Raw genomic sequence first — 24,002 nt, 5'->3', positions numbered from 1 at the left:
CGTTGGAAATTGCGACCGAGCTTCTTATTTCCGTTAATAAACTTATTTACGTCAAAGCTTTAGCCTGGATGAAGATTTTATGCGCAATGCGACCCGTGACCGGATGCCGCCCGCGCACGCCCGGCAAATGCCTGGGGCAATAGGGAGCCTTGCGCCAGACGCATTCGCCCCACATAAACCGCCAACCCAAAGGATGGCGTGACGGAAAGATGAATGGCAATTGACGAGGAAGTTCGCCCGGAGCGCACGAAGAGGCAGCGGGGTCTGGGAGGCGGTCTGCCGCGCAAGCCCAATCTGCGCTCATGGCTCGCGAGCTTTTCGGCCGACCACGGCGGCCATGATCACAAGCGCCGCCGCCGGATCGCGACTTATGTCGGCGCCTCCTTTAGCCTGGGGATCGCGGCGCTCGCCATCTTCGTCCTCATCCACACGCTCGCGCATATCAATCCCGCCCAATTGCGCGCCGCCTTCGATGCCACGGAAAACAGCCAAATTCTCGCCGCCGTCGGCTTGACGGCGATCTCATTTCTCGCGCTGACCGGCTACGATGGCGTGGCGCTGCTGCAATTGCGCCAGAAGGTGCCGTATGCGACGACCGCGCTTGCATCCTTCACGAGCTACGCGATCTGTTTTACGCTCGGTTTTCCGCTGATCACCGCGGGAACCGTGCGGTTCTGGATCTATTCACAGGCCGGCGTCTCGCCGGCAAAAATCGCCAGCCTCACGATCATCGCCGGCGTCACCTATTGGCTCGGCATGGCACTGATCCTTGGCATTAGCCTGCTGTTCCGCGCCGCGATGATCAGCCAGCTCGATCATTTGGAGCTGCAGCTCAACATACTGATCGGCGTCGGCGCGATCGGCGCGCTCATCGTCTATCTGATCTGGGTTTCGGTCGAACATCGCTGGACGCGCATCCAAGGCTTCAAGCTCGAACTGCCGGGATTCAAACTGACGCTGGCGCAGATCGTGCTGAGCGTCATCGATCTCTGCGCCGCCGCCGGCGTCCTTTATGCCCTGTTGCCGGAGCCGCGCGGCATCGATTTCTTCACCTTCGCCGCCGTCTATGTCTTCGCCTGCGCGCTCGGTATCGCGAGCTATGCGCCGGGCGGCATCGGCGTCTTCGAAGCGACGATGTTGAAATTTTTGCCGGTGCCGTCGCAAGAAGGGCTGCTCGCCTCGCTGCTGCTTTTCCGGATCATTTATTATTTGATCCCCTTTATCCTGGCCTTCGCGCTGCTCGGCGCCAACGAAGGCGGCCGCCGCTGGTCTGATTTGCGCGAGGCGATGCGGCGCGCCAGCGCCGCAAACGCCGATAAAGACGCGGAGTGAAGCGCCGCCTAAAGCCAGTAGACGAAGACGAACAGCAGCAGCCAGACAACGTCGACGAAGTGCCAATACCAGCTCACCGCCTCGAAGGCGAAGTGATGCCTAGCATCGAAATGGCCGCGAAAGATGCGCACGAGTAGCGCCGACAGCATGACGACGCCGACGGTGACGTGGAATCCGTGTAATCCGGTCAGCGCGAAAAAGGTCGCGCCATAGACGCCCGAGCCAAGCGTCAGGCCAAGCTCGGTATAGGCCTCATAGAATTCATGCGCCTGCAGAACCAAGAAGATCGCGCCGAGAGCGATCGTCAAACCGAGCCAAAAAACGAGTGCCGCGCGATGGTCGCGCCGCAGCCAATAATGCGCTCGCGTCACCGTCGCGCCGGAACTGACGAGGAGCAGCGTGTTGATCGCCGGAATGCCCCAGGGATTGACGGTCGAAAAGCTCTTGCCGGCCGGTCCGGCGGAGGGCCATGCGCCGGCGAAATGCGGCCAGGGCGTGAAATGCGCATCGAGCGAAGCGAGCCAGGGCAGCGACACTTCGCGCTCGTAGAACAAGACGCCGAACAGTGTCGCGAACAGCACCACTTCGGAAATGATGAACCAAATCATGCCGAGGCGGAACGAACGGTCTTCCCAATGATGATAAAAGCCGCCCTGGCTCTCGGCGATGACATTGCCGATCCAGCGTACCAGCGCAAAGAGGATCGACAGCAGGCCAATGCCGGTGAACCAGCGGCCGGCGGGATAGCCGTTGACGGCGAGACCGAGCCCGATCGCGAGCAGCATGATTGAGAACGACATGAGCGCGGGGTAAGGGCTCGGCCGTGGAACGAAGTAGCGGCGGGTTGCGGCGATATCAGCGCTCACGTCGGTTCTCTCCCCTCAAAGCGACCTCTTCCGTCACCGGAAAAGCCGAATAGGACACGGTTATCGTGGAAATTTCCTGCGGCAGATCGCGGCTCACAAAGAAGACGATCGGCATGAGACGCGTTTGCTGCGGATCGAGCGCCTGCTTGTGGTAGCAGAAACATTCGATCTTCTTGAAATGCGTCGCCGCCTGCTCAGGACTGACGCTCATAATGGCCTGGCCGTCGCGCCGCGTACCGCCGAGATTGACGGCGAGATAGGCTGCATTCGCAGGCTCGCCGGGGTGAATGCGCAGCCGCCGCACCATGGGCTCGAATCGCCAGGGCAAGCCGGGCATCACCGTGCTGGTGAATTCGACCGTGACGGTGCGGGACAGATCGACGCCGCCCGCGGGCCGCGCTGTCGCCTCGCCCGTCTTGCCGTTGAGGCCGGTGATCTGACAGAACGAATTATAAAGCGGCACGAGCCCGAAGCCGAAGCCGAGGAAGCCCAGGGCGACAAAGAGCAAGGCAAAGGCGAGCCGCCGGTTCGCGGCGCGCTGCGTCATGATCCTCGCGGCGCGGCTTGCCTCGCTCATGTGACGACCGGCTGTTCTTCGAAGGTGTGATGCGGCGGCGGCGACGGCAGCGTGAATTCGAGGCCTTGCGCGCCGTCCCAGACCTCATTTGTCGCCGGCTTGCCGTAGCCCGCCGCGGCGCGGGCGATGTTATAGACGAGCAGCAATTGCGACGCGCCAAGCAGAAAGGCGCCGAGACTCGAGACCATATTCAACGGCGCGAATTGCAGCGCATAGTCCGGGATGCGGCGCGGCATGCCGGCGACGCCGAGAAAGAACTGCGACATGAAGGTGATGTTGAAGCCGATCATCGTCAGCCAGAAATGCCATTTTCCGAGACGCTCGCTGTACATGCGCCCGGTCATCTTCGGCAGCCAGTAATAGACGCCGGCAATGACGCCCATGATCGGACCGCCGAACAGCGCATAGTGGAAATGCGCTACGAGGAAGAAGCTGTTGTGATATTGCTGGTCGGCGACGGCATCGGCGAGGACGAGGCCGGTCAGGCCGCCGATGCCGAAGAGGACGATGTAGCCGAGCGCAAAGAGCATCGGTGTCTCGAAGCTCAGCGCCCCCTGCCAGATCGTGCCCATCCAGCAAAAGAAAAGCACACCGAGCGGCACCGAAATCAGCATCGTCGAATACATGAAATAAAGCTGGCCGGCGACCGGCATGCCGGAGGTGAACATGTGGTGCGCCCAGACCACCACCGACAAGGCCGCGATCGCCCAATAGGAATAAACCTGGGCGCGATAGCCGAAGACGGGCTTGCGCGCGAAGGTCGGCAAGATGTGCGACATGATGCCGGCAGTCGGGAACAGAAGGATGTAAACCTCGGGATGGCCGAAGAACCAGAAAAGGTGCTCCCACAGCACCGGATCGCCGCCGCCGGCGGCGCTGAAGAAGTGTGTACCGAAATGCCGATCGGCGAGGAGCATGGCGCTGCCGGCGATCAGCGCCGGAAAGACCGCGATCAGCAGGAACGAGGTCATCAGCCAGCTCCAGACGAAGAGCGGCATTTGCATCAGCGTCATGCCCGGCGCGCGCAGATTGAAAATCGTTACGACGATGTTGATCGAGGCCATCAGCGATGAGGCACCGAGCAGGAAGATCGCAAAGATCGCGAAATCGACGCCGGGGCCGCCCTGCACCGACAACGGCGCATACATGGTCCAGCCGGTATCGACGGGGCCGTTGCCGATGCCGATCAGCTTGAGGACGAAGGGAAGAACGAGGACGATCGCCGCAGGCGGCAGCAACCAAAAGCCCCAGTTATTGAGCCGCGGCAGCGCCATGTCCGGCGCACCGATCATCAGCGGAACGAGGTAATTGGCGAAGCCGGCGGTCACCGGCATCAGCGCACCGAAAACCATGACGAGGCCATGCAAGGTGATGACCTGATTATAGAGTTCCGGTGTCAGCAGATGATTGGCCGGATGGATGAGCTGGCCGCGGATCAGCTCGGCGAAGAAGCCGCCGAGCAAAAACATCGTCAGCCCGAACAGCATGTAAAGGATGCCGATGTCCTTATGATTGGTCGTCGTCAGCCAGCGCAGCAGGCCGCGCGGCTCGCCGTGAGCATCGTGATGACCGAAATCCGTAATGGCGCTGCTCATTGGCTTTTTCCTTTTTAGGCACCTGATTATTTCGCGCGCGCCGCCTTCACGGCCGAAGGCTGGACGACGTCGCCGGTCTGATTGCCGAAACTATTACGCTCGTAGGTCACGAGAGCTGCGATATCGGCATCGCCCAATTGCGTCCCGAAAGCGGGCATGGGCGTACCGGGAATGCCCTTGAGCACGATGTCGATATGGCGCGCCACCGGGCCGACGACGATCTTGCCGGCGTTGTAGAAGCCGCGCTGAACGAGAAGATCGGTCATGGCCGGCGGCGCGGTGAACGGCTTGCCGCCAGCGATCGGCGGAATGGCGCCCGGCATGCCGAGCCCTGTCGGCTGATGGCAGAGTGCGCAATAAGTGGCGTAATCCTGCTGGCCGCGCTTGAGGAGCTCGGGCTTGCTCAGCGTCGTGACCGCGGCGGCCTGTGCTGCAGCCGTCTGCGCATCGGCAAGCCATTTGTCGAAGTCCGGCTGCGCCTTCGCCTCGACGACGATCGGCATGAAGCCATGGCCGACGCCGCAAAGCTCGGCGCATTGGCCGCGATAGATCCCAGGCCGGTCGATCTTCACCCAGGTTTCGCGCAGGAACCCGGGCACGGCGTCCTGCTTGATGCCGAAGGATGGAATCCACCAGGCGTGGATCACATCGGTCGAGGTGAGCAGCACGCGCACTTTCTTGCCGACCGGCAGGACGAGCGGCTTATCGACTTCGAGAAGATAATTCGGATCTGTCGGCGCGCCGCTGTCGCGCTGCTCCTGCGATGTCGACAGATTGCTGATGAAGGAAATGCCCTGATCGGGATAATCATAGCGCCAACGCCATTGGCTGCCCGTCACTTTGACGACGAGAGCCGCATCCTCGCGGGTATTGGCGAGAGTGAGCACCGCGTGATAGGCGGGAATGCCCATCACGATATAATCGATGACGACGAGGGTGAGGATCGGCAGCGCCGACAGCGCCCATTGCAGCGGCGTCCGCGGCGCCGAGAACAATGCGGGCCGATGGCCGCGGCTCGCCCGGTAACGGATGACCGAAAAGAGAAGAAAGCCGAAACCGACCGAAAAGAGAACCGCGATAATCGTCAGAAAAAGATCGTGGACATAAAGCGTCTCACGCGCAATCGGCGTCACCGGTGTTTGGAACTCGAAGGGATTGCGGGCGAAGGCGAGTTGCGGAACGAGCGTCAGGCACGTCGATCCTAGAATCAATTTCCGCTGCTTGATCATTGAGCTTCGAATGCCCTTTGCGGGACTGGCGTTTCCAACACTTCCTAGGAGGAAGTTAACTCTCAATCCCACGCCGCGCCCGGCAAGACCAGTGCGACAGGTGGCAGCGCGCATTCGACTAATGAGTTTGACATTTCGCAAAGTCGGCGCCGCCGCGCCGCTGTAAAGAAGCTCCGGCGCGCGAATGTCCGGCATCGGTCGCGCAAGGCATGGATTTTGTTTGATGACAAAATGCAAGAAGCGCTAAAGCTCGCGGCCTGCGCCGTGGGCCGTTTCGATTCTGCGAGGCTCAGGCGACGGAGACGACATGAACAATCTCGGGAATTTGCAATTGCTCCGCGTCTGCACGCAATGCGTGCTGCGTGAATTCTGCAAGGCATCCGGCAAGCAGACCACGATTGCGCACGACGGCGCCGGCATCCACATCTGCCGCAAGGGCCGTTCGATTTATCATCAAGGCAATGCGGGCGGCCAGGTGCATATCCTACGCGAAGGCTGGGCTTTCCGCTTTACGGTTCTTCCCAACGGCCGGCGGCAGATTCTCGAATTTTTGTTGCCGGGCGATCCGATCCTTTTGCCGCTGCTGCTCGTGCCGTATCTGCCCTATACGGTGCATGCGCTCACCGAGACGGCGCTCTGCACCTTCGCATTGAAGGATATCGACCGCGAGGCGCAAGCCGCGAAAGCAATTCTGCGGCGTATCGAGGTCACCTGCGCCGCGGGTCTCATTCGCAACGAAGCCCGGCTGGCCGAAATCAACCAGCGCAATTCGCAAGAGCGGACGGCTTGGCTGTTGCTCTTGCTGTTCGGCGAACTCAAAAAACGTGGCTACGTCGAGGGTAACACCGTCCCCTTTCCATTGAGCCTTGCGCACGTCGCAGACGCTCTCGGCATAACGGTCACGCACGCCAGCCGCACGCTGGGCAGCCTCCGTCGCGAAGGCCTGATCTCGCTCACCCGCGAACGCTTGACCGTGCACGACGAGCAAACTCTCGCCAATGTCGCCCTGCTTCCGGCCGCGCCGCCGGCCGGCTGAGCGCCATCGCGTTTATCGAGAATTCTGAGTTCGCTTCTTCACATTAAACGCCGTCCCGAATGCGGCTTTGATCGGCGTCAAGGTTTTGTCGTCCCCGGTGGCGCAGGCTTATATGGAATTTATATTTCCGCACCTGCGAAGACCGCTCGATCCTTTATTTCTTTTCGGCCACATCCTGCTCCGTAGGCCAAGCGGGCAGATCGCAGCGTCAGGAAGCCCAATCGTCTGCGATCATCGCCTGCGCCGCCATGGAGATTTTTCGATGTTCGACATTCTTTACCTCGCGATCGGGATAGCCGCGTTCCTGGTTCTCACGCTTTACGTCTACGCCTGCGACAGATTGTGAGCCGAACATGATCCTCGATTACGCCCTCGGCGGCCTCGCCGTCATCTTCATCCTCGCCTACCTCGTTTACGCGCTCGTCCGTCCCGAGCGGTTCTAGGAGTCCTGCAATGACTGTGAACGGATGGATTCAGATCGCGCTTTATTCGATCGTGATCATCGCGCTGACGAAGCCGGTCGGCTTCTACATGACGAGCGTCTTTTCGGGCGAACGGACCTTTCTCTCGCCGATCCTGCGCCCCATCGAGCGCGCGGTCTATGCAATCTGCGGCGTCAACGAAGCCGAAGAGCAGCATTGGGTGACCTATGCGATCGCCATGGCCTTTTTCAGCGCCGCGGGCTTCGTTGCCCTTTATGCCATTCAGCGGCTGCAAGGCGTCCTGCCGTTCAATCCGCAAGGCCAGAGCGCGGTCGAACAGAGTCTCGCCTTCAACACCTCGGTGAGCTTCGTCACCAACACCAACTGGCAATCCTATGTGCCGGAAACGACCATGAGCTATCTCACGCAGATGGCCGGGTTGACGGTGCATAATTTCGTTTCCGCGGCGACGGGCATCGCGCTCGCCGTAGCGCTGATCCGCGGCTTCTCGCGGCGCTCGGCGCAGTCGATCGGCAATTTCTGGATCGATCTGACCCGCTGCACGCTCTACATTCTGCTGCCGGCCTCGATCGTCGTCGGTCTGTTCTTCGTCTGGCAGGGGATGCCGCAAAACCTAAACCCCTATACGACGGTGACGACGCTCGAAGGCGCCAAGCAAGTCATCGCGCAGGGGCCGGTCGCTTCGCAAGAAGTCATCAAGATGATGGGCACCAACGGAGGCGGCTTCTTCAACACCAATTCGGCGCATCCTTACGAAAACCCGAATGCGCTGACGAACTTCGTCGAGATGGTGCTGATCTTCTCGCTCGGCGCGCCGCTGACCAATGTCTTCGGGCGCATGGTCGGCAATCAGCGCCAAGGCTGGGCGATCTTCGCCGTGATGGGCCTCCTTTATCTCACCGGCGTCGCGACCGTCTACCATTACGAGGCGGGCGGCAATCCGGCCTTCGCCGCGCTGCATGTCGACCAGACGGCCTCGGCTCTACAGGCGGGCGGCAATATGGAAGGCAAAGAAGTGCGCTTCGGCATCGCCAATTCCGCGCTCTTCACCACCGTGACGACGGATGCCTCCTGCGGCGCGGTCAATACGATGCATGACAGCCTGATGCCGCTTGCCGGCCTCGTGCCGATGGTCAACATCATGCTGGGCGAGATCATCTTCGGCGGCGTCGGCTCAGGCCTCTACGGCATGCTGATCTTCGCCGTCCTTGCCGTCTTCATCGCCGGACTGATGGTCGGCCGCACGCCGGAATATCTCGGCAAGAAGATCGACGCGAAGGAAGTGAAAATGGCGATGCTCGCCATTCTCATCCTGCCGTTCTCGATCCTCGGCTTTTCGGCGCTCGCGACGGTGCTGCCGGCGGGTCTCGCCGGACCGGCCAATGCGGGGCCGCACGGCTTCAGCGAGATTCTCTATGCCTATACGTCGGCGACGGGCAACAACGGCAGTGCCTTTGCAGGCATCTCGGCCAATACGCCGTTCTATAACTCGACCCTCGGTCTTGCCATGTTCATCGGCCGCTTCCTGATGATTGCGCCGATGCTGGCGATCGCCGGTTCGCTCGCGGCGAAGAAGATCGTGCCGGCCTCGGCAGGCACGTTCCCGACCGACAGCGGTCTCTTCGTCGGCCTACTCATCGGCGTCATCCTGATCACCGGTGGCCTCATCTACTTCCCCGCTGTTGCGCTCGGACCGATCGTCGAAAACCTCGCGATGCACGCCGGCACGCTCTATTAATTCAAGAGGCAAGCAATGGACCAATTAACGCGCACGAGGCTGCCCGCGACCGGCACGGCCGATCCGCAGATCCTCATCACCGCCATCGGCGATTCGTTCAAGAAGCTCGATCCGCGCCTGCTGATCCGTAACCCGGTGATGTTCACGGTCGAGGTCGTTGCGACGCTGACGACGGTGCTCTTCATCCGTGATTTGGTCATGGGGCATGGCCATTACGGCTTTGCCTTCCAGATCATCCTCTGGCTGTGGTTCACCGTGCTCTTCGCCAATTTTGCCGAAGCGGTGGCCGAAGGCCGCGGCAAGGCGCAGGCGGCGACGCTCCGGCGCAGCAAGACGGAAGCCAATGCCAAGCTGCTGCGCGCGGCGGGCGAAACCGAGCAGAAGGGCGCGGCTTGGCGCTCGGTCCCCGCGGTCTCGCTGAAACCCGGCGACATCGTCCTCGTCGAAGCCGGCGATCTCATCCCGAGCGATGGCGACGTGATCGAGGGCGTCGCCTCGGTCGACGAATCGGCGATCACGGGTGAATCGGCGCCGGTCATCCGCGAAAGCGGCGGCGACCGTTCGGCCGTCACCGGCGGTACGCTGGTCATCTCCGACTGGGTGAAGGTCAAGATCACCGCGGCGCAAGGCTCGACCTTTCTCGATCGCATGATCGCGCTCGTCGAAGGCGCCGAGCGGCAGAAGACGCCGAACGAAATCGCGCTCAACATCCTGCTCGCCGGCCTGACGATCATCTTCGTCTTTGCCGTCGCGACGATCCCGAGCTTCGCCTCCTATGCCAGCGGCTCGACCAGCGTTCTGGTACTGGTCGCGCTGTTCGTGACCTTGATCCCGACGACGATCGGCGCGCTGCTCTCGGCCATCGGCATCGCCGGCATGGATCGCCTCGTGCGCTTCAAAGTGCTGGCCATGTCCGGCCGCGCCGTCGAAGCCGCCGGCGACGTCGATACCCTGCTGCTCGACAAGACCGGCACGATCACGCTCGGCAATCGCCAGGCGACGGCCTTCATTCCGCTCACCGGCGTGACCGAGGCGGAGCTCGCCAACGCGGCGCAGCTCGCCTCGCTCTCCGACGAAACGCCGGAGGGCCGCTCGATCGTCGTTCTCGCCAAGGAGAAACAAGGCATTCGCGGCCGCGATCTCTCGACGCTGCAAGCCAAGTTCATCCCCTTCTCGGCGCAGACCCGCATCAGCGGCATCGACAGCGGCGAAGGCTCGATCCGCAAGGGCGCGGTCGATGCCGTGATCGCCTATGTCCGCGGCGAGACCAAGGCCGACATCGGAGCGGCGGTGCGCGAACTGACCGCCAAGTCCGACGAGATCGCCAAGGCGGGCGCAACGCCGCTTGCCGTCGCCAAGGATGGGCGCCTGCTCGGCGTCATCCATTTGAAGGACATTATCAAGGGCGGCATCCAGGAGCGATTCCAGGAACTACGCCGGATGGGCATCCGTACGGTGATGATCACCGGCGACAATCCGCTGACCGCTGCGGCGATTGCGGCCGAAGCGGGCGTCGATGACTTTCTTGCCCAAGCGACGCCGGAAACCAAGCTGAAGCTCATCCGCAATGAACAGGCGCAGGGCAAACTCGTCGCCATGTGCGGCGACGGCACCAATGACGCGCCGGCGCTGGCGCAAGCCGATGTCGGCGTCGCGATGAACACGGGCACGATGGCGGCGCGCGAAGCCGGCAATATGGTCGATCTCGACAGCGACCCGACCAAGCTCATTGAGATCGTCGAGATCGGCAAGCAATTGCTGATGACGCGCGGCGCCTTGACGACCTTTTCGATCGCCAACGACGTCGCCAAATATTTCGCCATCATCCCGGCGATGTTCATCGCCTTCTATCCGCAATTGCAGGCGCTGAACGTCATGCACCTGCATTCGCCGCAGAGCGCGATCCTCTCCGCCATTATCTTCAATGCGCTGATCATCATCGCGCTGGTGCCGCTGGCGCTGAAAGGCGTCACCTACCGGCCGCTCGGTGCGGCCAATATCCTGCGCCGCAATCTGCTGATCTACGGCCTTGGCGGCATCATCGTACCGTTCATCGGCATCAAGCTCATCGACATGGCGGTTTCCGCCGTCGGCCTTGCGTGAGGTTACCCCAATGTTGAAACAAATCCGCCCCGCTATCCTGATGATCGTCGTCATGACAATCATCACCGGCCTCGCTTATCCGCTGGGCATGACCGGGATCGCCCAGGTTCTCTTCCCGCACCAGGCCAATGGCAGCCTGATCGAAGAGGACGGCAAGGTGATCGGTTCGTCCCTGATCGGACAGAATTTCACCAGCGCCGAATATTTCCATGGCCGCCCCTCGGTAACGACGGAGCCAGACCCCAAGGATCCGACCAAGACCATCGCCGTGCCCTATGCGGCCGACAATTCGACCGGATCGAACCTTGGCCCGACCTCGAAAGCTCTGATTCAGCGCGTCCAGGGCGACGCCGGCACGTTGCAGAAGGAGAATCCGGGAGTGCCGGTGCCGGTCGACCTGGTGACGACCTCGGCCAGCGGCCTCGACCCCGACATCACGCCGGCGGCGGCCTATTTCCAGGTGCCGCGCGTCGCCAAGGCGCGCAACCTCCCCGAGGATGCGCTCAAAGCCCTCGTCACCGCGCATATCGAAGGCCGGCTTCTCGGCGTCATCGGCGAGCCGCATGTTAACGTTCTCAACCTCAATCTGGCCCTCGATGCGCTGAAAAAATCCTGAGCCCGGGCCGGATAGGGTATGATCGGCACGAATGGATATTTCGTCAGGTGACAAACGGCCCTCGCCCGAGGCCCTGCTCCGCGAAGCCGAAACCGGCAGCCGCGGGCGGCTGAAAATCTTTCTCGGCGCAGCCCCGGGCGTCGGCAAGACCTATGAGATGCTGCTCACCGCCCAGGCCAAACGCCGCGAAGGCATGGACGTGGTGGTGGGCATCGTCGAAACGCATGGCCGCGCCGAGACCGAGGCGCTCCTTGCCGATCTCGAGATGATCCCTCGGCGCAGCATCGTCTATAAAGGACGCGTTCTGACCGAGATGGATCTCGACGCAATCCTGGCGCGCCGCCCCTGCCTCGTTCTGGTCGATGAGCTGGCGCATACCAACGCGCCGGAAAGCCGCCACCCCAAGCGCTATCTCGACGTCGAAGAGCTGCTGGCCGCCGGCATCGACGTCTATACCACCGTCAACATCCAGCACATCGAAAGCCTCAACGATGTCGTCGCGCGGATCACCCATACGCGGGTGCGCGAGACGGTTCCCGATTCGGTGGTCGACAATGCCGATGCGATCGAAGTCATCGATCTGACGCCGGACGACCTCCTGGCTCGATTGCGCGAAGGCAAGGTCTATATCGGCGATCGCGCCACGCGCGCCATCGAGAATTATTTCTCGCCCGGCAATCTGACGGCGCTGCGCGAACTGGCCCTGCGACGCACCGCACAAAGGGTCGATGCGCAAATGGTCGATTACATGCGCTCGCATGCGATCGAGGGGCCTTGGGCCGCGGGCGAGCGCTTGCTTGTCGTGATCGACGGCGCCGGCGGTGCGGCGCTGGTGCGCCGGGCACGCCGCTTCACCGAATACCTGCGCGCGCCATGGACGGCGCTGCATGTCGAAACGTCGCGCGATTTGCGTGCCGATGAGATGGAGCGCGCCGCCGTCGCCGAGGCGATGCAGCTCGCGACGCGGCTCGGCGGCGTCGCCGTCACCCTCCCCGGCGAGGACGCCGCGGCGACGATCCTCGATTATGCCCATGCGCATAACGTTACGCACATTCTCGTCGCGCAGCGGGGTCGATCGAGCTGGTTCGACTTTTTCCGCGGGTCGATGACGCAGAAGCTCATCGAGAACGCGGGCGGCATCAACATCCATATTGCGACAGCGGATTCGGCGACGCGGAGAGCGGAGCGGATTGCGCTCTCGGCGCCCCGCCCGACATGGGATTGGGGCGCCTATATGGCCAGCCTCGGCTTCGTCGCGGCGGCGGGACTTTTTGCCTTTCTTCTCCGCGAGACGCTCGGCATTTCGAGCGTCGCGTTGGTCTTCCTCGTCGGCGTGCTGGCAAGCGCGATACGTTATGGACTGTTTCCGTCCTTGTTTGCCGCCTTCGCCGGCGTTCTGGCTTACAATTTCTTCTTTCTGCCGCCGCTCTATACGTTCACGATTGCCGACCCCGAAAATGTCGTCGCGCTTTTCGCCTTTGCCATTGTCGCGGTCATCGCCAGCAATCTCGCCGCCCGGCTGCGCGCCCAGGCCATTGCAGCGCGCGCCCGCGCCCGGGTCACCGAAGAGCTCTACCTTTTCAGCCGCAAGCTCGCAGGCGCAGCCTCGCTCGACGATCTGATCTGGGCGAGCGTCTATGAAATCGCCCTGCTGTTAAAAGTGAATGTCGTGCTGCTGCTGCCGCGCGAGGGGCGGCTTCAACTGATGGGCGGCTATCCGCCCGAAGACCGCCTCGACGAGGCGGATTTCGCCGCCGCGCAATGGAGCTTCGAGAAAAACCATCCCGCCGGCCGCGGCGCGGACACCCTGCCCGGCGCCAAACGGCTGTTTATTCCGATGCGAACAGGACGCGGCGCCGTCGGCGTCATTGGTATCGATTCCGACCGCGACGGGCCGCTGCTGCGGCCCGAGGAAAGCCGTCTCCTCGACTCGCTCTCCGACCAGACGGCGCTTGCGATCGAGCGCGTCCATCTTGTGGCGGATATCGAAAAAGCGCGGCTTGCGGAAGAGACCGACCGTCTACGGCAGGCCTTGCTGACCTCGATCTCGCATGATCTGCGTACGCCGCTCGCCTCGATCATCGGCTCCGCCACAAGCCTTGCCGCGCATGGCGACGAAATCGATCGCCCGGTACGGATAAGCCTGCTGCGGACGATCCAGGAAGAAGGCGAACGGCTCAATCGCTTCATCGGCAATCTGCTTGACATGACGCGGCTCGAATCCGGCTCGCTGAAACCCAATACGGACTTGATCGACGTTTCCGATCTCGTCGGCGCAGCGCTGCAAAGAGCGCAAAAGATCCTGAACGGCCACAAGGTGGAAATCGCCATCGAGCCGGGCCTGCCGATGCTGTCCGTAGACATGGTTCTGATGGAACAAGTCCTCTTCAATCTGCTCGACAATGCCGCCAAATATTCGCCTGCGGGGACGAAGGTCACGATCACCGCCCGCCGCAGCGGCGGTCTTGTGACGATCACCGTCGCCGACGAAGGCGAAGGCATTCCTCCGGCCGATGCCGAGCAGATATTTGACAAGTTCTATCGCGTCCATCGCGGCGACCGCCAGCGCGCCGGCACCGGCCTCGGGCTCGCCATTTGCCGCGGCTTTGTCGAAGCCATGCACGGCACGATCACCGCCGCCAACCGCACAGACGGAAGCGGCGCGATCTTCACGTTGAAACTTCCCGTTCCGCCCATGCCCGAAATCGAGGCCCTCGCATGACCACGCTCTCTGCGCCGCTCCGCGTGCTCGTCGTCGATGACGAGCCGGCCATTCTGCGCTTTTTGCGGCCCAGTCTCGCAACGCAAGGCTATGTCGTTTCGGAAGCCAAGGACGGCCGCAGCGCGCTTGAGGCGATCCGCGCCAAGGCGGCCGATGTCATCGTCCTCGATCTCGGCCTGCCCGACATGGACGGTCTCGAGATTATCCGGCAGTTGCGCGAAGCCGGCGAGACTTTGCCGATCATCGTTCTTTCGAGCCGCGAGTCCGAGGGGCTGAAGGTCGCGGCGCTCGACGCGGGCGCCGACGATTACGTCACCAAGCCGTTCGGCATCGACGAATTATTGGCACGCGTCCGCGCGGCGCAGCGCCATAGGCTGCAGCAGCAGGGCGAAAAGGCGATTTTCCGCAGCGGCGATCTGACCGCCGACCTTGTCCGGCGCATCATCACGGTGCGCGGCCAAGAGGTGAAATTCTCGCCGCGCGAATACGATGTCCTGCGCCTGCTCATCGCCCATGCGGGCAAGGTTCTGACACATCGTTTCATCCTGCGCGAGGTCTGGGGCGGCGATTCGGATGTCCAATATTTGCGCATCTACATCCGAGCGTTGCGGCAGAAAATCGAACGCGACCCCGAGCGCCCCCGTCATATCCTCACCGAAACCGGCGTCGGCTATCGTCTCGCCATTCAGGACTAGGGTCGCCGAGAGGCGGTCATCGAGCCCGCCAAGTTGGCCACCGATCCGATTGCGCCGACATCCGCAACGCGTCGGAGCGACCAAAGGAAGAATTGGGTAACGAACTTGCGCTTTTATAATCCCGTACGATGGGAACCAATTCTGAATTTCACCAACCGTTCACGATAACAACCCATTTTGGGCCAAAACAGGTGAACGGTCGGACTGTTCGAGATATCATTTTATCGGTGCAGCATAGCGGCAGCGAAAATCATAATATCGTTGATTGCTTCGGTTCCTCGCTTCGAAGTGACGGGATAGGGAGCGTCAAATGAACGAACACGTGAAGCACCGCTACCGGATTTGGGAACTCGCCAAGGAACATCGCCCACAGCCCATCGAACCGACGCCCGCCATTCAGGTCGACGAATTTGCGGCGATGATGGCGCTTTATGATTATCGGCCATTGATCGAAGTTCAATTGCCGGGCACATGCGGGCGCCCCAACGGCCCGGCGCTCGATTGCAAGACCACGACGATCAGCCCCGACGCCGTCGATCTCGTCTACGCCGCCAAAAACGGAGAAGGCGCGGATGCGGCGGACCGACTATCGCACGATTTGTCCGAAGGCACGGACGTCCAGATCCACCTCGACACGATCGGCGATCTCGCCGGCGTCGTCACCGCCAAGAAACCGGAAGGTTTCCAGGTCGCGGTGGAAGAGAAGTACAAGCCCGCGGTGCGCGATAAGCTCACCCATATCGCGGCCGAGCACGCCGTGGCTGTCGACCGGGGCACGGCCGGCCAGTCTGCGATTACGAAAATCGAGCCGGGCATCAAGAAATGCAGCTTCCTTGATCACACCGGGACGCTGCGCGACGGGACGCTCGTCAGCCTCTCGCCGCTCGATGCGCTGATCCGGGCTCGGGTGATCCCACCACTCAAAAGCCGCATCGTCCTGCGGCGCGAGCGCCAGCATCCGGCCGAAGTCATGCGCATCTTCGAGATCGCCTTCGCGGTGAAATTTTTCAACCCGGCTGAATAAGCGGGGTCGGGTCCGGCCGGCGGCGGGATGAAAGGCTGCGATACTGGAGCGGGCGAAGGGAATCGAACCCTCGTATGCAGCTTGGGAAGCTGCCGTTCTACCATTGAACTACGCCCGCGCGCCGGCACGGTTTCCTGCCCTTCGCGTTAGCGAATCCAGCAGGTTAGCTGATGCCGACGGCCTGATTATGCCTGAGCTTCGGGCGCCGGTAAACCGGCACGTAAGCCGAACGAAGCCGATGAAAACGGGGCTTGGACGACAGAAAGTCCCATGAAAAGTCCCATGGATGTTCTCATGGCCCGACTCAGCGTGCCTATGACCTTGGCGAAACTATATCGTCACCGTACCGCCCGGCCTTTTGATACGCGACTTGATGACAATCGACGCTGGAACCAGACGTCATTGCGCAACTAGTGGGGTTTGCGGCAGCCTTGATCGGGCTTGCGGCGCGTCTCGCGCTTGAGGCTGCGGGTGACGCTTGCAAGCGCCGCACCGACGGCGAGGAGCGACGCGACGAGGAGCCCGGTCGTCTCTCCCCCGCCACTCAAGCGAAGACAAATCGCCGCGATGGTCGCACCCGCGGTCTGTCCCGTGAGCCGCGCGGTTGCCAGCATACCGCCCGCAGCGCCGCTGCGCGCCATCGGCGCCGATGACAGCAGCATACGATTGTTTGGCGCCTGGAAAAAGCCGAAGCCCAGGCCGCAAAGCGCCATGCGCCAAATGATGGAAATTGCCGAAGCCTGTGTCGGCAGGAGGGCCAGCGAGGCAAGGCCGGCTGCAAGAACCAGCAGACCGACGCTGCTGAGAATAGAGGCCGGCCATTTGTCGGCGAGCCGCCCGGCGATCGGCGCGCCGAGCCCGACCGCGACCGGCCAGGGCGTCATGAGAAGACCGGTCGCCACTTGGTCGCGATGCAAAATCCCTTCGAAATAAAATGGCAAAGACACGAAAGCGAGCGTCTGCGCGCTGAAGGACGCTACGGAGGTTACGACCGACATTGCAAACCCATGATTGCGCAAGAGATCGAGTGGAATGATCGGCGAGACCTCCGTGCGCGAGCGCCAGACGAGTGCGACGCCGGCAGCGATCGCCACCGCGAGCAGGCTGCCGCTGGACCAGCCGAGGCCGTGCCGGGTGAACGCGTCGATGCCGACAAAACCGCAGCCGAACATCAGCACGTTCATTCCCGCACCGATAAAATCCAGCGCGCCGGACCGTGGGCTCTCCGGCAAAGACGTGCGGCCAAGGATAAAGGTCAACACCCCGATCGGCACATTGACAGCAAAAAGCCATTGCCACGACGCGATTGAAAGAATGATCGCGGCGATCGGCGGCCCCAGGGCCGCGGCCGCGGAGACGACAAGCGCATTGATGCCAACGCCGCGCCCGAGCAGGTTCAAAGGATAAGTGTAGCGGACCAGGGCACCGTTTTGCGCCATGATGCAGGCGGCGCCTATTCCTTGAACAGCCCGCGCGGCGGCGAGCGCCGGCAACGAATGTGCGAAGCTGCAGGCGAGCGAAGCGGCGCTAAAAAGCACAATGCCTATCTGAAAGACATGGCGATAGCCGAACATTTCGCCGAGCGTGGCGAGCGGCAGAAGCGCAATAACGATGACGAGTTGATAGGCATTGATGACCCATACGGAGACGGACGCCGGTGCCGAAAGGTCGCGCGCGATCGATGGCAAAGCGACATTGGCGATCGAACTGTCGAGCACCGCCAGAATGAGCGCAAGCCAGATCGTCGCCGCAGACCAATAACGCTGCGGAAGCGGCAAGCCATCGTAGGTCGTCAAGATTTCGCTCCGGCGGGTCTATTGGGGGCAGGCAGATTAGACGCTGCCGTGCTGAGGGACCTATCACAAGATCGGGACAGAGCTGAACCGCCCGAAGCTAAAGCGCAATGCTAATATTCTTGAGCTGCGTGAAGGCCTCGATCTCACCGCTATGTTCCTCCCGGCCGATGCCTGACAGCTTGTAGCCGCCAAACGGCGCGCCAAGGTAGTGCGTTCCTGAATTATTGATCCAGATATAGCCGGCTTCGATTGCGCCAGCTGCGCGATGCGCGGTTGCTAGATCCTTAGTGTAAATCGCGGCGGTGAGGCCGTAATCAACGGCGTTGACCTCCTCCAGCATTTTTGCCTCGTCGTGCCAGCGCAGCACCGACAATACGGGCCCGAATATTTCTTCACGGGCGATCCGCATGGAGGCTTGAACATTGGTGAAGATCGTCGGCTCGACGAAATGACCCGCCGCGAGCGCCGGATCCGCCGGCCGGGCGCCTCCGAGAACAAGCGTCGCACCTTCCGCGCGGCCAAGCGCGATATAGTTCATGACACGGTCGAATTGAGCTTTGGAAACCAGGGTACCCATCGTCGTCTCCGGGTCGAGCGGATTGCCCGGTCTATAAGCCTTCGCCTTTTCGATGATGCCGGCGACCACGGCATCATGAATCGACTCGTGCAGGAAGAGCCGTGACGTCGATCCACAGGACTGCCCGCACCAGGAAAAGTTCATTCCCCGCACAGCGCCGTCGATCGCGCGCATCAAATCGGCATCTGGATAAACGATCATGGCATTCTTGCCGCCGAGTTCGAGGATGACTTTCTTGAGATGCGGCGCGGCGGCGCTGTTGCAGGCCCTGCCGCTTTCGAGGCTGCCGACGAGCGACACGACCGGGATATTCCGATGCGCGGCAAGCGCGGCGCCGCAGACGCGCCCCCCGGAGACGAGGTTCAGCACACCGTCTGGCACGACGCCTTGAAGCAATTCCATCAAACGATAGGCGGAGAGCGGTGCCTGCGGTGGCGGCTTGAGAATGACGGTATTGCCCGTGACCAGAGGCGCGCCGATCTTCTGCGCCGCAAACATCAAAGGATGATTGTAGGCAACGATCCGCGCGCAGACGCCATATGGTTCGCGCACACTCATGTTTACGAGACCGGCAACCGTTGGCAGAACTTCGCCCTTCACCTCAAGCGCCAACCCCGCGAAATACTCGATCTGATTGACGCCTTTATGCACGTCGTTGATCAATTCACGGATCGGATTGCCGCAATTTAGAGCATCAAGCCCCGCAAGCTCCTCGGCATGATCCTTCATGATCCGCGCGATCTCCAAGAGACACTCCGCGCGCTCGCGGGGCGCCACGCGACGCCATGTGACGAAGGCACGCTGTGCGGCATCGACGGCGGCATCGACGTCGGCTTCGTTCGCCTCTGCGGCGCGCCCGAGACTTTCGCCGGTTGCCGGATTGAATGTCTCTAAATAACCGCCCCGCGGCTCATGCCACGCGCCGCCATAGAAAAGCTCGCGATGTCCGGGTAGACATGCCTGAATTCCGAGGTTTGGTTTTTGCCAGCGCTGCTCAAGTCCTTTGCTCACCTATCGACTCCTCTGCCTGCAATGGCGGCAGGATGCACAGGCAGTTTCTCTTCTGCTGTTTTATGCGCCATCCCTATCGACAGGCACGAATATTGTATTACAATCATACATTATCTATCAAGTCGACCAAATGCTTCGGCACCCGGGGAGAGGAATATCCAATGTCAGATTCGGTTGTAACGGGAACATCTCGCGCCGGGGCGAAGGAGATCGAACGCACGCATAGCGCCGCATATCGCTGGCTGATGGTCGTTGTTCTTTTGATTGCAGTGACGACCGCGTTCTTCGACCGGATCAATATCGCCGTTCTCTTCACCAATGCGGATTTCAAGCATGCGATGGGGATCGGCAATAATCCGGCGATGCTCGGTCTGTTGATGACGAGCTTCGTCGTCGCTTACGGCATATCCGCGCTCGCCCTCAGCATTACCTCCGACCTTTTCGGCCCGCGTCGCACGCTGTCTATGATCGCGCTTCTGCTCGGCGTGATCATGGCGATCATGGGCGGCGCGGCGTCCTATGCGATGATGCTTGTCGGGCGGGTGCTTATCGGACTGACGGAGGGACCTCAATTCGGCTCGGCCAATGTTGCCGTCAAGCAATGGTTTCCGCCCAGCGAGCGCGGTTTGGCGACTGCGGTCTGGGGTATTGGCGCACCGCTTGGCTCGATGATCGGCTTTCCGCTCGTTATCATGCTTGTCGCCAATTACGGCTGGCGTGCCTCGTTCTACCTGCTCGCCGCGCTCAACATTTTGATCGTGTTGCCGACGGTCTGGTTTCTCGTGCAGGACAAGCCGCAGGCGGCGAAAGCCGCGGCTCCGGACTCCGAATCCATGCCTCTTGGCCAGGCGATCCGACTGCTGCTTTCCAACAAACTGTTCTGGCTTCTTGCCGTCTATGATTGCAGCGCTATGGTCTATCTCTGGGGCCTCAATAGCTGGCTCCCCGCCTATCTTCAGGTCGCGCGTCATTTCGATATCAAACACTCGAGCGTTTTCTCGTCCCTGCCCTTTCTATTGATGATTGGCGGCTATTTCCTCGGCGGCTGGCTCGGCGACAAATGGCGGATCAAAGCCTGGCTCTGCATGCTGGGCATGATCGCCACCGGTCTTCTCGTCTATGCCGCGAGCGCCGTCGGCAATCCGACCCATTCGGCCTTGCTGATCGCGCTCAGCGCAGGCGCTTGGGGCATTACGGTGCCGGCATTGTTCGCAATGGGCACGGAAGTGATCCCCCCAAAGGTCACCGCCATGGGCTTCGGCATCTATGCCGGCGTGGCCAATATCGTCGGCGCTCTCACGCCCGTGCTGATGGGCTTCGTCATCGGCAAATCCGGCAATTACGCCGGCGGGCTGCTTGTCATCACCTTGGCCACCGTGATCCTGTCCTTCACCATGATCCCGCTTCTCCGCCGCCATTGAGACGGCCGCCGTGCCCAAGCCCGAGAGCGGCCGTCGCGCGTTCGACTACATCATCGTCGGCGGCGGCTCGGCCGGCTGCGTGCTGGCCAACCGGCTGACGGAGGATGAAGACGTCACGGTTCTCCTGCTCGAAGCGGGTGGCTGGGACCGTGATCCCTGGATCCATATTCCGCTCGGCTGGGGCCGCATTCTGCTCAACCGGCTTCACGACTGGAATTATTTTGCCGAGCCTCAGGCGGAAGTGAACGGCCGCGCGGTCGAATGCGCGCGGGGCCGCGTCATCGGCGGAAGTTCATCGATCAACGCCATGGCTTACGTTCGCGGCCATGCCGGCGACTATCGGCGCTGGGCGGCGGCCGGGCTTTCCGGCTGGGACTATGAGAAAGTCCTGCCCTATTTCCGCCGACAGGAAAGCTGGGAAGGCGGCGCCGATCGCTATCGCGGCGGCACAGGACCGCTGACGACGCAGAACAGCCGATATGCCGACCCGCTTGTCGATGCTTATCTCGCGGCGGGCGTGGAGACGGGCTTTGCCTTGAATCCCGATTATAACGGCGCGGAGCAGGATGGATTCGCCCGTGGACAACTGACGATCCGCAACGGCCGGCGTTGCAGCGCAGCGGTCGCCTATCTCCGGCCTGCACTGCATAGGCCGAATTTGCGCGTCGAAGTGCGTGCGCAAGCGCATCGAATCCTTTTGCACGGAACGCGCGCCATCGGCATCGCCTACGCACAGAACGGCGCGATCGAAACGGCCTTCGCCGATCGCGAGGTCATCCTCTCGGGTGGCGTCATCAATTCTCCACAACTGCTCATGCTTTCCGGCATCGGCCCGGCTGACGATCTGCGCGGGCTCGGCATCGAGGCCGCTATTGATCTGCCGGGCGTCGGCGCGAACCTGCAAGATCAGATGTCGGTCGGCGTTTTCTATCGCCGGCGTGAACCGGGACCGCTCGCCAAAGCCATGCGCATCGACAGGATCGCTTTCGCCCTTGGCAACGCCTATCTTCGCGGCCAAGGCATTGCCAACGATCTGCCAGGCGGCGCAATGGCTTTCCTGCGGACAAGCGGGCAAGAGCCGATGCCTGACGTGCAAATTCTCTTCAACGCGGCGCCACTGAGCGCTCGGCCCCATCTCGCACCATTCGCGTGGCCTTACGAAGATGGCTTTGCGGCCCGCGTCGTCGCCCTGCGCCCGGAAAGCCGCGGCAAGGTCGCGCTCGCCTCAGCCGATCCGCGCCAGGCGCCCCGTATCCATCAGAATTTCTTCGCCCATGGCAGCGACATAGAGACGATCGTCGAAATCGTGCGGATCGCCCGCGAAGTCGCCAGCCAGCCCGCGTTGAGGCCTTATCTTGCGGCAGAGGTCGCGCCGGGGCCGGTCGCCAAGAGCGCAGAAGACATTGAAGCCTATATCCGTCAGACGGCCGTCACCGTCCATCATCCGGCGTGCACCTGCCGCATGGGCGTCGCCGGAGATCCCGGCGCCGTCGTCGACCCGGCGCTGCGAGTCTTCGGCGCGGACGCGCTGCGCGTCGTCGATGCCTCCGTTATGCCCGATATGATCGGCGGCAATATCAACGCGCCGGTCATGATGATTGCGGAAAAGGCGGCGGATATCATCGCCGGGCGGCCGATTCTTTCGTCCGCCATTCTTCCCTGAACGTAACGTCGAAACAGAAGAGCGCTGCTCGAAAGCAGCGCCCGGTATTTCGTTCCGTGCCGGCGCGAGGCGCGGTCTAGCCGCCACCGCCGAGCCGCGGCAAGCCCAGGGTCTCCGGCAGGAAGGCCGTGAAGGCGACCCCCATGATCACAACATGCCTGTCGCTCGAAACCGGATGAGGAATCGTGTCCAGATCCGGATTCCAGACATATTCGAAATTCGGCTTCAGCGTCATGCCCGGCGCGAGCGCAATGCCGTAATTCACCTCGATAAACGCCTCATGTGGACTGATTCCAGGCATGTGTCTCAAATTCAAGCTTGTGTCGATAAAGCTCGAATAGGCGCTACTCGAATTGATCGCCTCTCCAACAACGTTGAAGGTGTCATAGGGGCGGCCGGCAAATGGACCGTTGAAAGACAAGCCCGCGAAATAAGCGTTCTGGATATTGGCCTCGCCACTTGTTTGCACGTTCCCGCCAGCAAACAGGGTCAATGCACGGTTCGTCGTCATGTCGGGACGCCAGACCGCCTGTTCGGCTTGCACCCAGACGCCACTCTTGCCATGATCAAGACGCGGTGCGCCTCCGGCGAGCAGCCTGTTTTGACCCGCAGCATTCGCGATGGGATCGACATAATCGCCAGTATCGACATAACCGCCCACCGCATATGACTTCGGATAGGGATCATCCTTGAAGGTCGTGCGATAACCGAATTGCACCGGAATCGTCGCACCACGCACCTTATCAGGCGACCAGTCCTCGCCTGGCCAACCCCAATGGCCGATCGTCGCCAGGCTCGGCTCGTCTTCGAAAATACCGGCATGGAAATATAAGTGATGCGGAAGTTTCACCTGCGCGATACCGGCCCAGGACGCTGCATTGTAGGGCGGATAGCCTTTGGAGAAGACATAGCCCGCCGGAAGCGCGCACATGCCATATAGGAACTCGCAATAAACGCGCTCGGTATCGAATTCCGTTCCGACCGGAACGCGGCCAACACGAACATCGACGATGCCGCCGAAGTTTTGTTCGTAGGAGAATTCGTTTAGCCGGACACCGGCCTGCAAAGCGAAGGCACGATTGTACGCAAAGAAGCTTCCTGTAAAGCCTTGTAGCGGCAAACCGGAAAGTTCGTTTACAAGGAAATGAAAGGAGCCGCCCTGAATTCCGGCGATCTTGTTCATATCCAGGTCGACACCGAAGAGATTAAATCCTTCGTAGACCGTGCCCGTCTTGAGGCCGCCGTTTGTGACGCCAATGGCCTGTTGCAAGGTGCGGCCGGTCAAATAGACGCCGTGATCAGCCAGATATTGACCTAGCGGTTTCCCAATCGGACGCAGGTTAAAAAAATAGCCTTCCGGCACGCCCGAATCCGGATAAGGCGTTGCGGGTAGTGCGGGCGGGATGCTGAGCGGCGACGCATTCGTACCGATATCGCTGCCCGCGAAGGCGTAGCCACCGAACCCCGCCGCGGCTAAAACGCTCAACGGCGCCGCGACCGCAAGCCGCTGAAAATATGAGCAGATCGTGTTCATTTAACCCCCACAAATCGCGTAAAA

19 protein-coding genes and 1 tRNA gene are annotated in these 24,002 nt (G+C 61.6%); 12 read left to right on the top strand and 8 right to left on the bottom strand.

Annotation, left to right across the window (positions count from 1 at the left end; translation table 11 throughout):
• Positions 1 to 213 precede the first annotated feature (213 nt).
• Positions 214 to 1,332, top strand: a complete 1,119-nt coding sequence (locus Q0025_RS03935; protein ID WP_297296223.1) for a lysylphosphatidylglycerol synthase domain-containing protein — start codon at positions 214 to 216, stop codon at positions 1,330 to 1,332.
• Between the two features lie 8 nt (positions 1,333 to 1,340).
• On the opposite strand, the gene Q0025_RS03930 is transcribed toward Q0025_RS03935, so the two are convergent.
• The 4 genes from Q0025_RS03930 to coxB are packed head-to-tail and all read right to left on the bottom strand — an operon-like array spanning position 1,341 to position 5,599.
• The gene (locus Q0025_RS03930) at positions 1,341 to 2,198 is read right to left on the bottom strand and encodes a cytochrome c oxidase subunit 3 (RefSeq protein WP_297296221.1); all 858 of its coding nucleotides are present in this window, start codon (positions 2,196 to 2,198) and stop codon (positions 1,341 to 1,343) included.
• Positions 2,188 to 2,775, bottom strand: coding sequence for a cytochrome c oxidase assembly protein (locus Q0025_RS03925; RefSeq protein WP_297296219.1), 588 nt, complete (start codon positions 2,773 to 2,775; stop codon positions 2,188 to 2,190). The genes Q0025_RS03930 and Q0025_RS03925 overlap by 11 nt, the downstream gene beginning before the upstream one ends.
• Positions 2,772 to 4,370, bottom strand: coding sequence for a cytochrome c oxidase subunit I (gene ctaD, locus Q0025_RS03920; RefSeq protein ID WP_297296217.1), 1,599 nt, complete (start codon positions 4,368 to 4,370; stop codon positions 2,772 to 2,774). The genes Q0025_RS03925 and ctaD overlap by 4 nt, the downstream gene beginning before the upstream one ends.
• A 26-nt stretch (positions 4,371 to 4,396) precedes the next feature.
• The gene (coxB, locus tag Q0025_RS03915; RefSeq protein ID WP_297296215.1) at positions 4,397 to 5,599 is read right to left on the bottom strand and encodes a cytochrome c oxidase subunit II; all 1,203 of its coding nucleotides are present in this window, start codon (positions 5,597 to 5,599) and stop codon (positions 4,397 to 4,399) included.
• A 307-nt stretch (positions 5,600 to 5,906) separates the two neighbouring features.
• Here coxB and Q0025_RS03910 point away from each other — a divergent pair, with 307 nt between their 5' ends.
• The 9 genes from Q0025_RS03910 (at position 5,907) to Q0025_RS03870 (ending at position 15,976) form a co-directional block, all read left to right on the top strand.
• Positions 5,907 to 6,635, top strand: a complete 729-nt coding sequence (locus Q0025_RS03910) for a Crp/Fnr family transcriptional regulator (protein WP_297296213.1) — start codon at positions 5,907 to 5,909, stop codon at positions 6,633 to 6,635.
• Between the two features lie 67 nt (positions 6,636 to 6,702).
• Positions 6,703 to 6,981, top strand: coding sequence for a hypothetical protein (locus tag Q0025_RS03905; RefSeq protein WP_297296211.1), 279 nt, complete (start codon positions 6,703 to 6,705; stop codon positions 6,979 to 6,981).
• Positions 6,982 to 6,988: 7 nt separating this feature from the next.
• Positions 6,989 to 7,078 carry a potassium-transporting ATPase subunit F gene (locus Q0025_RS03900; protein WP_297296209.1) on the top strand — a complete coding sequence of 30 codons (90 nt, stop codon included), beginning with the start codon at positions 6,989 to 6,991 and terminating at the stop codon, positions 7,076 to 7,078.
• 10 nt (positions 7,079 to 7,088) lie between these two features.
• Positions 7,089 to 8,816 carry a potassium-transporting ATPase subunit KdpA gene (gene kdpA / locus Q0025_RS03895; protein WP_297296207.1) on the top strand — a complete coding sequence of 576 codons (1,728 nt, stop codon included), beginning with the start codon at positions 7,089 to 7,091 and terminating at the stop codon, positions 8,814 to 8,816.
• 15 nt (positions 8,817 to 8,831) lie between these two features.
• Positions 8,832 to 10,919, top strand: a complete 2,088-nt coding sequence (gene kdpB / locus Q0025_RS03890; RefSeq protein ID WP_297296205.1) for a potassium-transporting ATPase subunit KdpB — start codon at positions 8,832 to 8,834, stop codon at positions 10,917 to 10,919.
• Positions 10,920 to 10,929: 10 nt separating this feature from the next.
• The gene (locus Q0025_RS03885; protein WP_297296203.1) at positions 10,930 to 11,535 is read left to right on the top strand and encodes a K(+)-transporting ATPase subunit C; all 606 of its coding nucleotides are present in this window, start codon (positions 10,930 to 10,932) and stop codon (positions 11,533 to 11,535) included.
• Positions 11,536 to 11,566: 31 nt separating this feature from the next.
• The gene (locus tag Q0025_RS03880; protein ID WP_297296201.1) at positions 11,567 to 14,257 is read left to right on the top strand and encodes a sensor histidine kinase KdpD; all 2,691 of its coding nucleotides are present in this window, start codon (positions 11,567 to 11,569) and stop codon (positions 14,255 to 14,257) included.
• Positions 14,254 to 14,952 carry a response regulator transcription factor gene (locus tag Q0025_RS03875; protein ID WP_297296200.1) on the top strand — a complete coding sequence of 233 codons (699 nt, stop codon included), beginning with the start codon at positions 14,254 to 14,256 and terminating at the stop codon, positions 14,950 to 14,952. The genes Q0025_RS03880 and Q0025_RS03875 overlap by 4 nt, the downstream gene beginning before the upstream one ends.
• A 310-nt stretch (positions 14,953 to 15,262) precedes the next feature.
• Complete coding sequence (locus Q0025_RS03870) at positions 15,263 to 15,976, top strand: hypothetical protein (protein ID WP_297296198.1); 714 nt, start codon at positions 15,263 to 15,265, stop codon at positions 15,974 to 15,976.
• A gap of 44 nt (positions 15,977 to 16,020) precedes the next feature.
• Here the strand turns inward: Q0025_RS03870 and Q0025_RS03865 are convergent.
• The 3 genes from Q0025_RS03865 to Q0025_RS03855 all read right to left on the bottom strand — a co-directional run bounded on the left by Q0025_RS03865 (position 16,021) and on the right by Q0025_RS03855 (position 19,360).
• Positions 16,021 to 16,094, bottom strand: a tRNA-Gly gene (locus tag Q0025_RS03865).
• A gap of 292 nt (positions 16,095 to 16,386) precedes the next feature.
• Positions 16,387 to 17,772 carry an MFS transporter gene (locus Q0025_RS03860; RefSeq protein ID WP_297296196.1) on the bottom strand — a complete coding sequence of 462 codons (1,386 nt, stop codon included), beginning with the start codon at positions 17,770 to 17,772 and terminating at the stop codon, positions 16,387 to 16,389.
• Between the two features lie 97 nt (positions 17,773 to 17,869).
• The gene (locus tag Q0025_RS03855; RefSeq protein WP_297296194.1) at positions 17,870 to 19,360 is read right to left on the bottom strand and encodes an aldehyde dehydrogenase family protein; all 1,491 of its coding nucleotides are present in this window, start codon (positions 19,358 to 19,360) and stop codon (positions 17,870 to 17,872) included.
• 161 nt (positions 19,361 to 19,521) lie between these two features.
• Between Q0025_RS03855 and Q0025_RS03850 the strand changes: the two genes are divergently transcribed.
• Positions 19,522 to 20,781: an MFS transporter gene (locus Q0025_RS03850; protein WP_297296192.1), complete on the top strand. Its 1,260-nt coding sequence runs from the start codon at positions 19,522 to 19,524 to the stop codon at positions 20,779 to 20,781.
• A gap of 10 nt (positions 20,782 to 20,791) precedes the next feature.
• Entirely contained in the window at positions 20,792 to 22,444 is a 1,653-nt protein-coding gene (locus Q0025_RS03845; RefSeq protein WP_297296190.1) for a choline dehydrogenase, read from the top strand.
• A 76-nt stretch (positions 22,445 to 22,520) separates the two neighbouring features.
• On the opposite strand, the gene Q0025_RS03840 is transcribed toward Q0025_RS03845, so the two are convergent.
• Entirely contained in the window at positions 22,521 to 23,978 is a 1,458-nt protein-coding gene (locus Q0025_RS03840) for a carbohydrate porin (RefSeq protein ID WP_297296188.1), read from the bottom strand.
• Positions 23,979 to 24,002 lie beyond the last annotated feature (24 nt).

This window comes from uncultured Methylovirgula sp. (assembly GCF_947646745.1).
GTDB lineage: Bacteria > Pseudomonadota > Alphaproteobacteria > Rhizobiales > Beijerinckiaceae > Methylovirgula.
This window is presented reverse-complemented; position numbering and strand designations above follow the sequence as displayed.

What these genes read in the sequence shown, in the direction of transcription:
- Q0025_RS03910 (WP_297296213.1), top strand. Translation starts at nt 5,907, where the DNA reads ATGAACAATCTCGGGAATTTGCAATTGCTCCGCGTCTGCACGCAATGC.
- Q0025_RS03935 (WP_297296223.1), top strand. Translation starts at nt 214, where the DNA reads ATGGCAATTGACGAGGAAGTTCGCCCGGAGCGCACGAAGAGGCAGCGG.
- Q0025_RS03850 (WP_297296192.1), top strand. Translation starts at nt 19,522, where the DNA reads ATGTCAGATTCGGTTGTAACGGGAACATCTCGCGCCGGGGCGAAGGAG.
- Q0025_RS03880 (WP_297296201.1), top strand. Translation starts at nt 11,567, where the DNA reads ATGGATATTTCGTCAGGTGACAAACGGCCCTCGCCCGAGGCCCTGCTC.
- Q0025_RS03870 (WP_297296198.1), top strand. Translation starts at nt 15,263, where the DNA reads ATGAACGAACACGTGAAGCACCGCTACCGGATTTGGGAACTCGCCAAG.
- kdpA (WP_297296207.1), top strand. Translation starts at nt 7,089, where the DNA reads ATGACTGTGAACGGATGGATTCAGATCGCGCTTTATTCGATCGTGATC.
- Q0025_RS03925 (WP_297296219.1), bottom strand. Translation starts at nt 2,775, where the DNA reads ATGAGCGAGGCAAGCCGCGCCGCGAGGATCATGACGCAGCGCGCCGCG.
- Q0025_RS03885 (WP_297296203.1), top strand. Translation starts at nt 10,930, where the DNA reads ATGTTGAAACAAATCCGCCCCGCTATCCTGATGATCGTCGTCATGACA.
- Q0025_RS03900 (WP_297296209.1), top strand. Translation starts at nt 6,989, where the DNA reads ATGATCCTCGATTACGCCCTCGGCGGCCTCGCCGTCATCTTCATCCTC.
- ctaD (WP_297296217.1), bottom strand. Translation starts at nt 4,370, where the DNA reads ATGAGCAGCGCCATTACGGATTTCGGTCATCACGATGCTCACGGCGAG.
- Q0025_RS03840 (WP_297296188.1), bottom strand. Translation starts at nt 23,978, where the DNA reads ATGAACACGATCTGCTCATATTTTCAGCGGCTTGCGGTCGCGGCGCCG.
- coxB (WP_297296215.1), bottom strand. Translation starts at nt 5,599, where the DNA reads ATGATCAAGCAGCGGAAATTGATTCTAGGATCGACGTGCCTGACGCTC.
- kdpB (WP_297296205.1), top strand. Translation starts at nt 8,832, where the DNA reads ATGGACCAATTAACGCGCACGAGGCTGCCCGCGACCGGCACGGCCGAT.
- Q0025_RS03875 (WP_297296200.1), top strand. Translation starts at nt 14,254, where the DNA reads ATGACCACGCTCTCTGCGCCGCTCCGCGTGCTCGTCGTCGATGACGAG.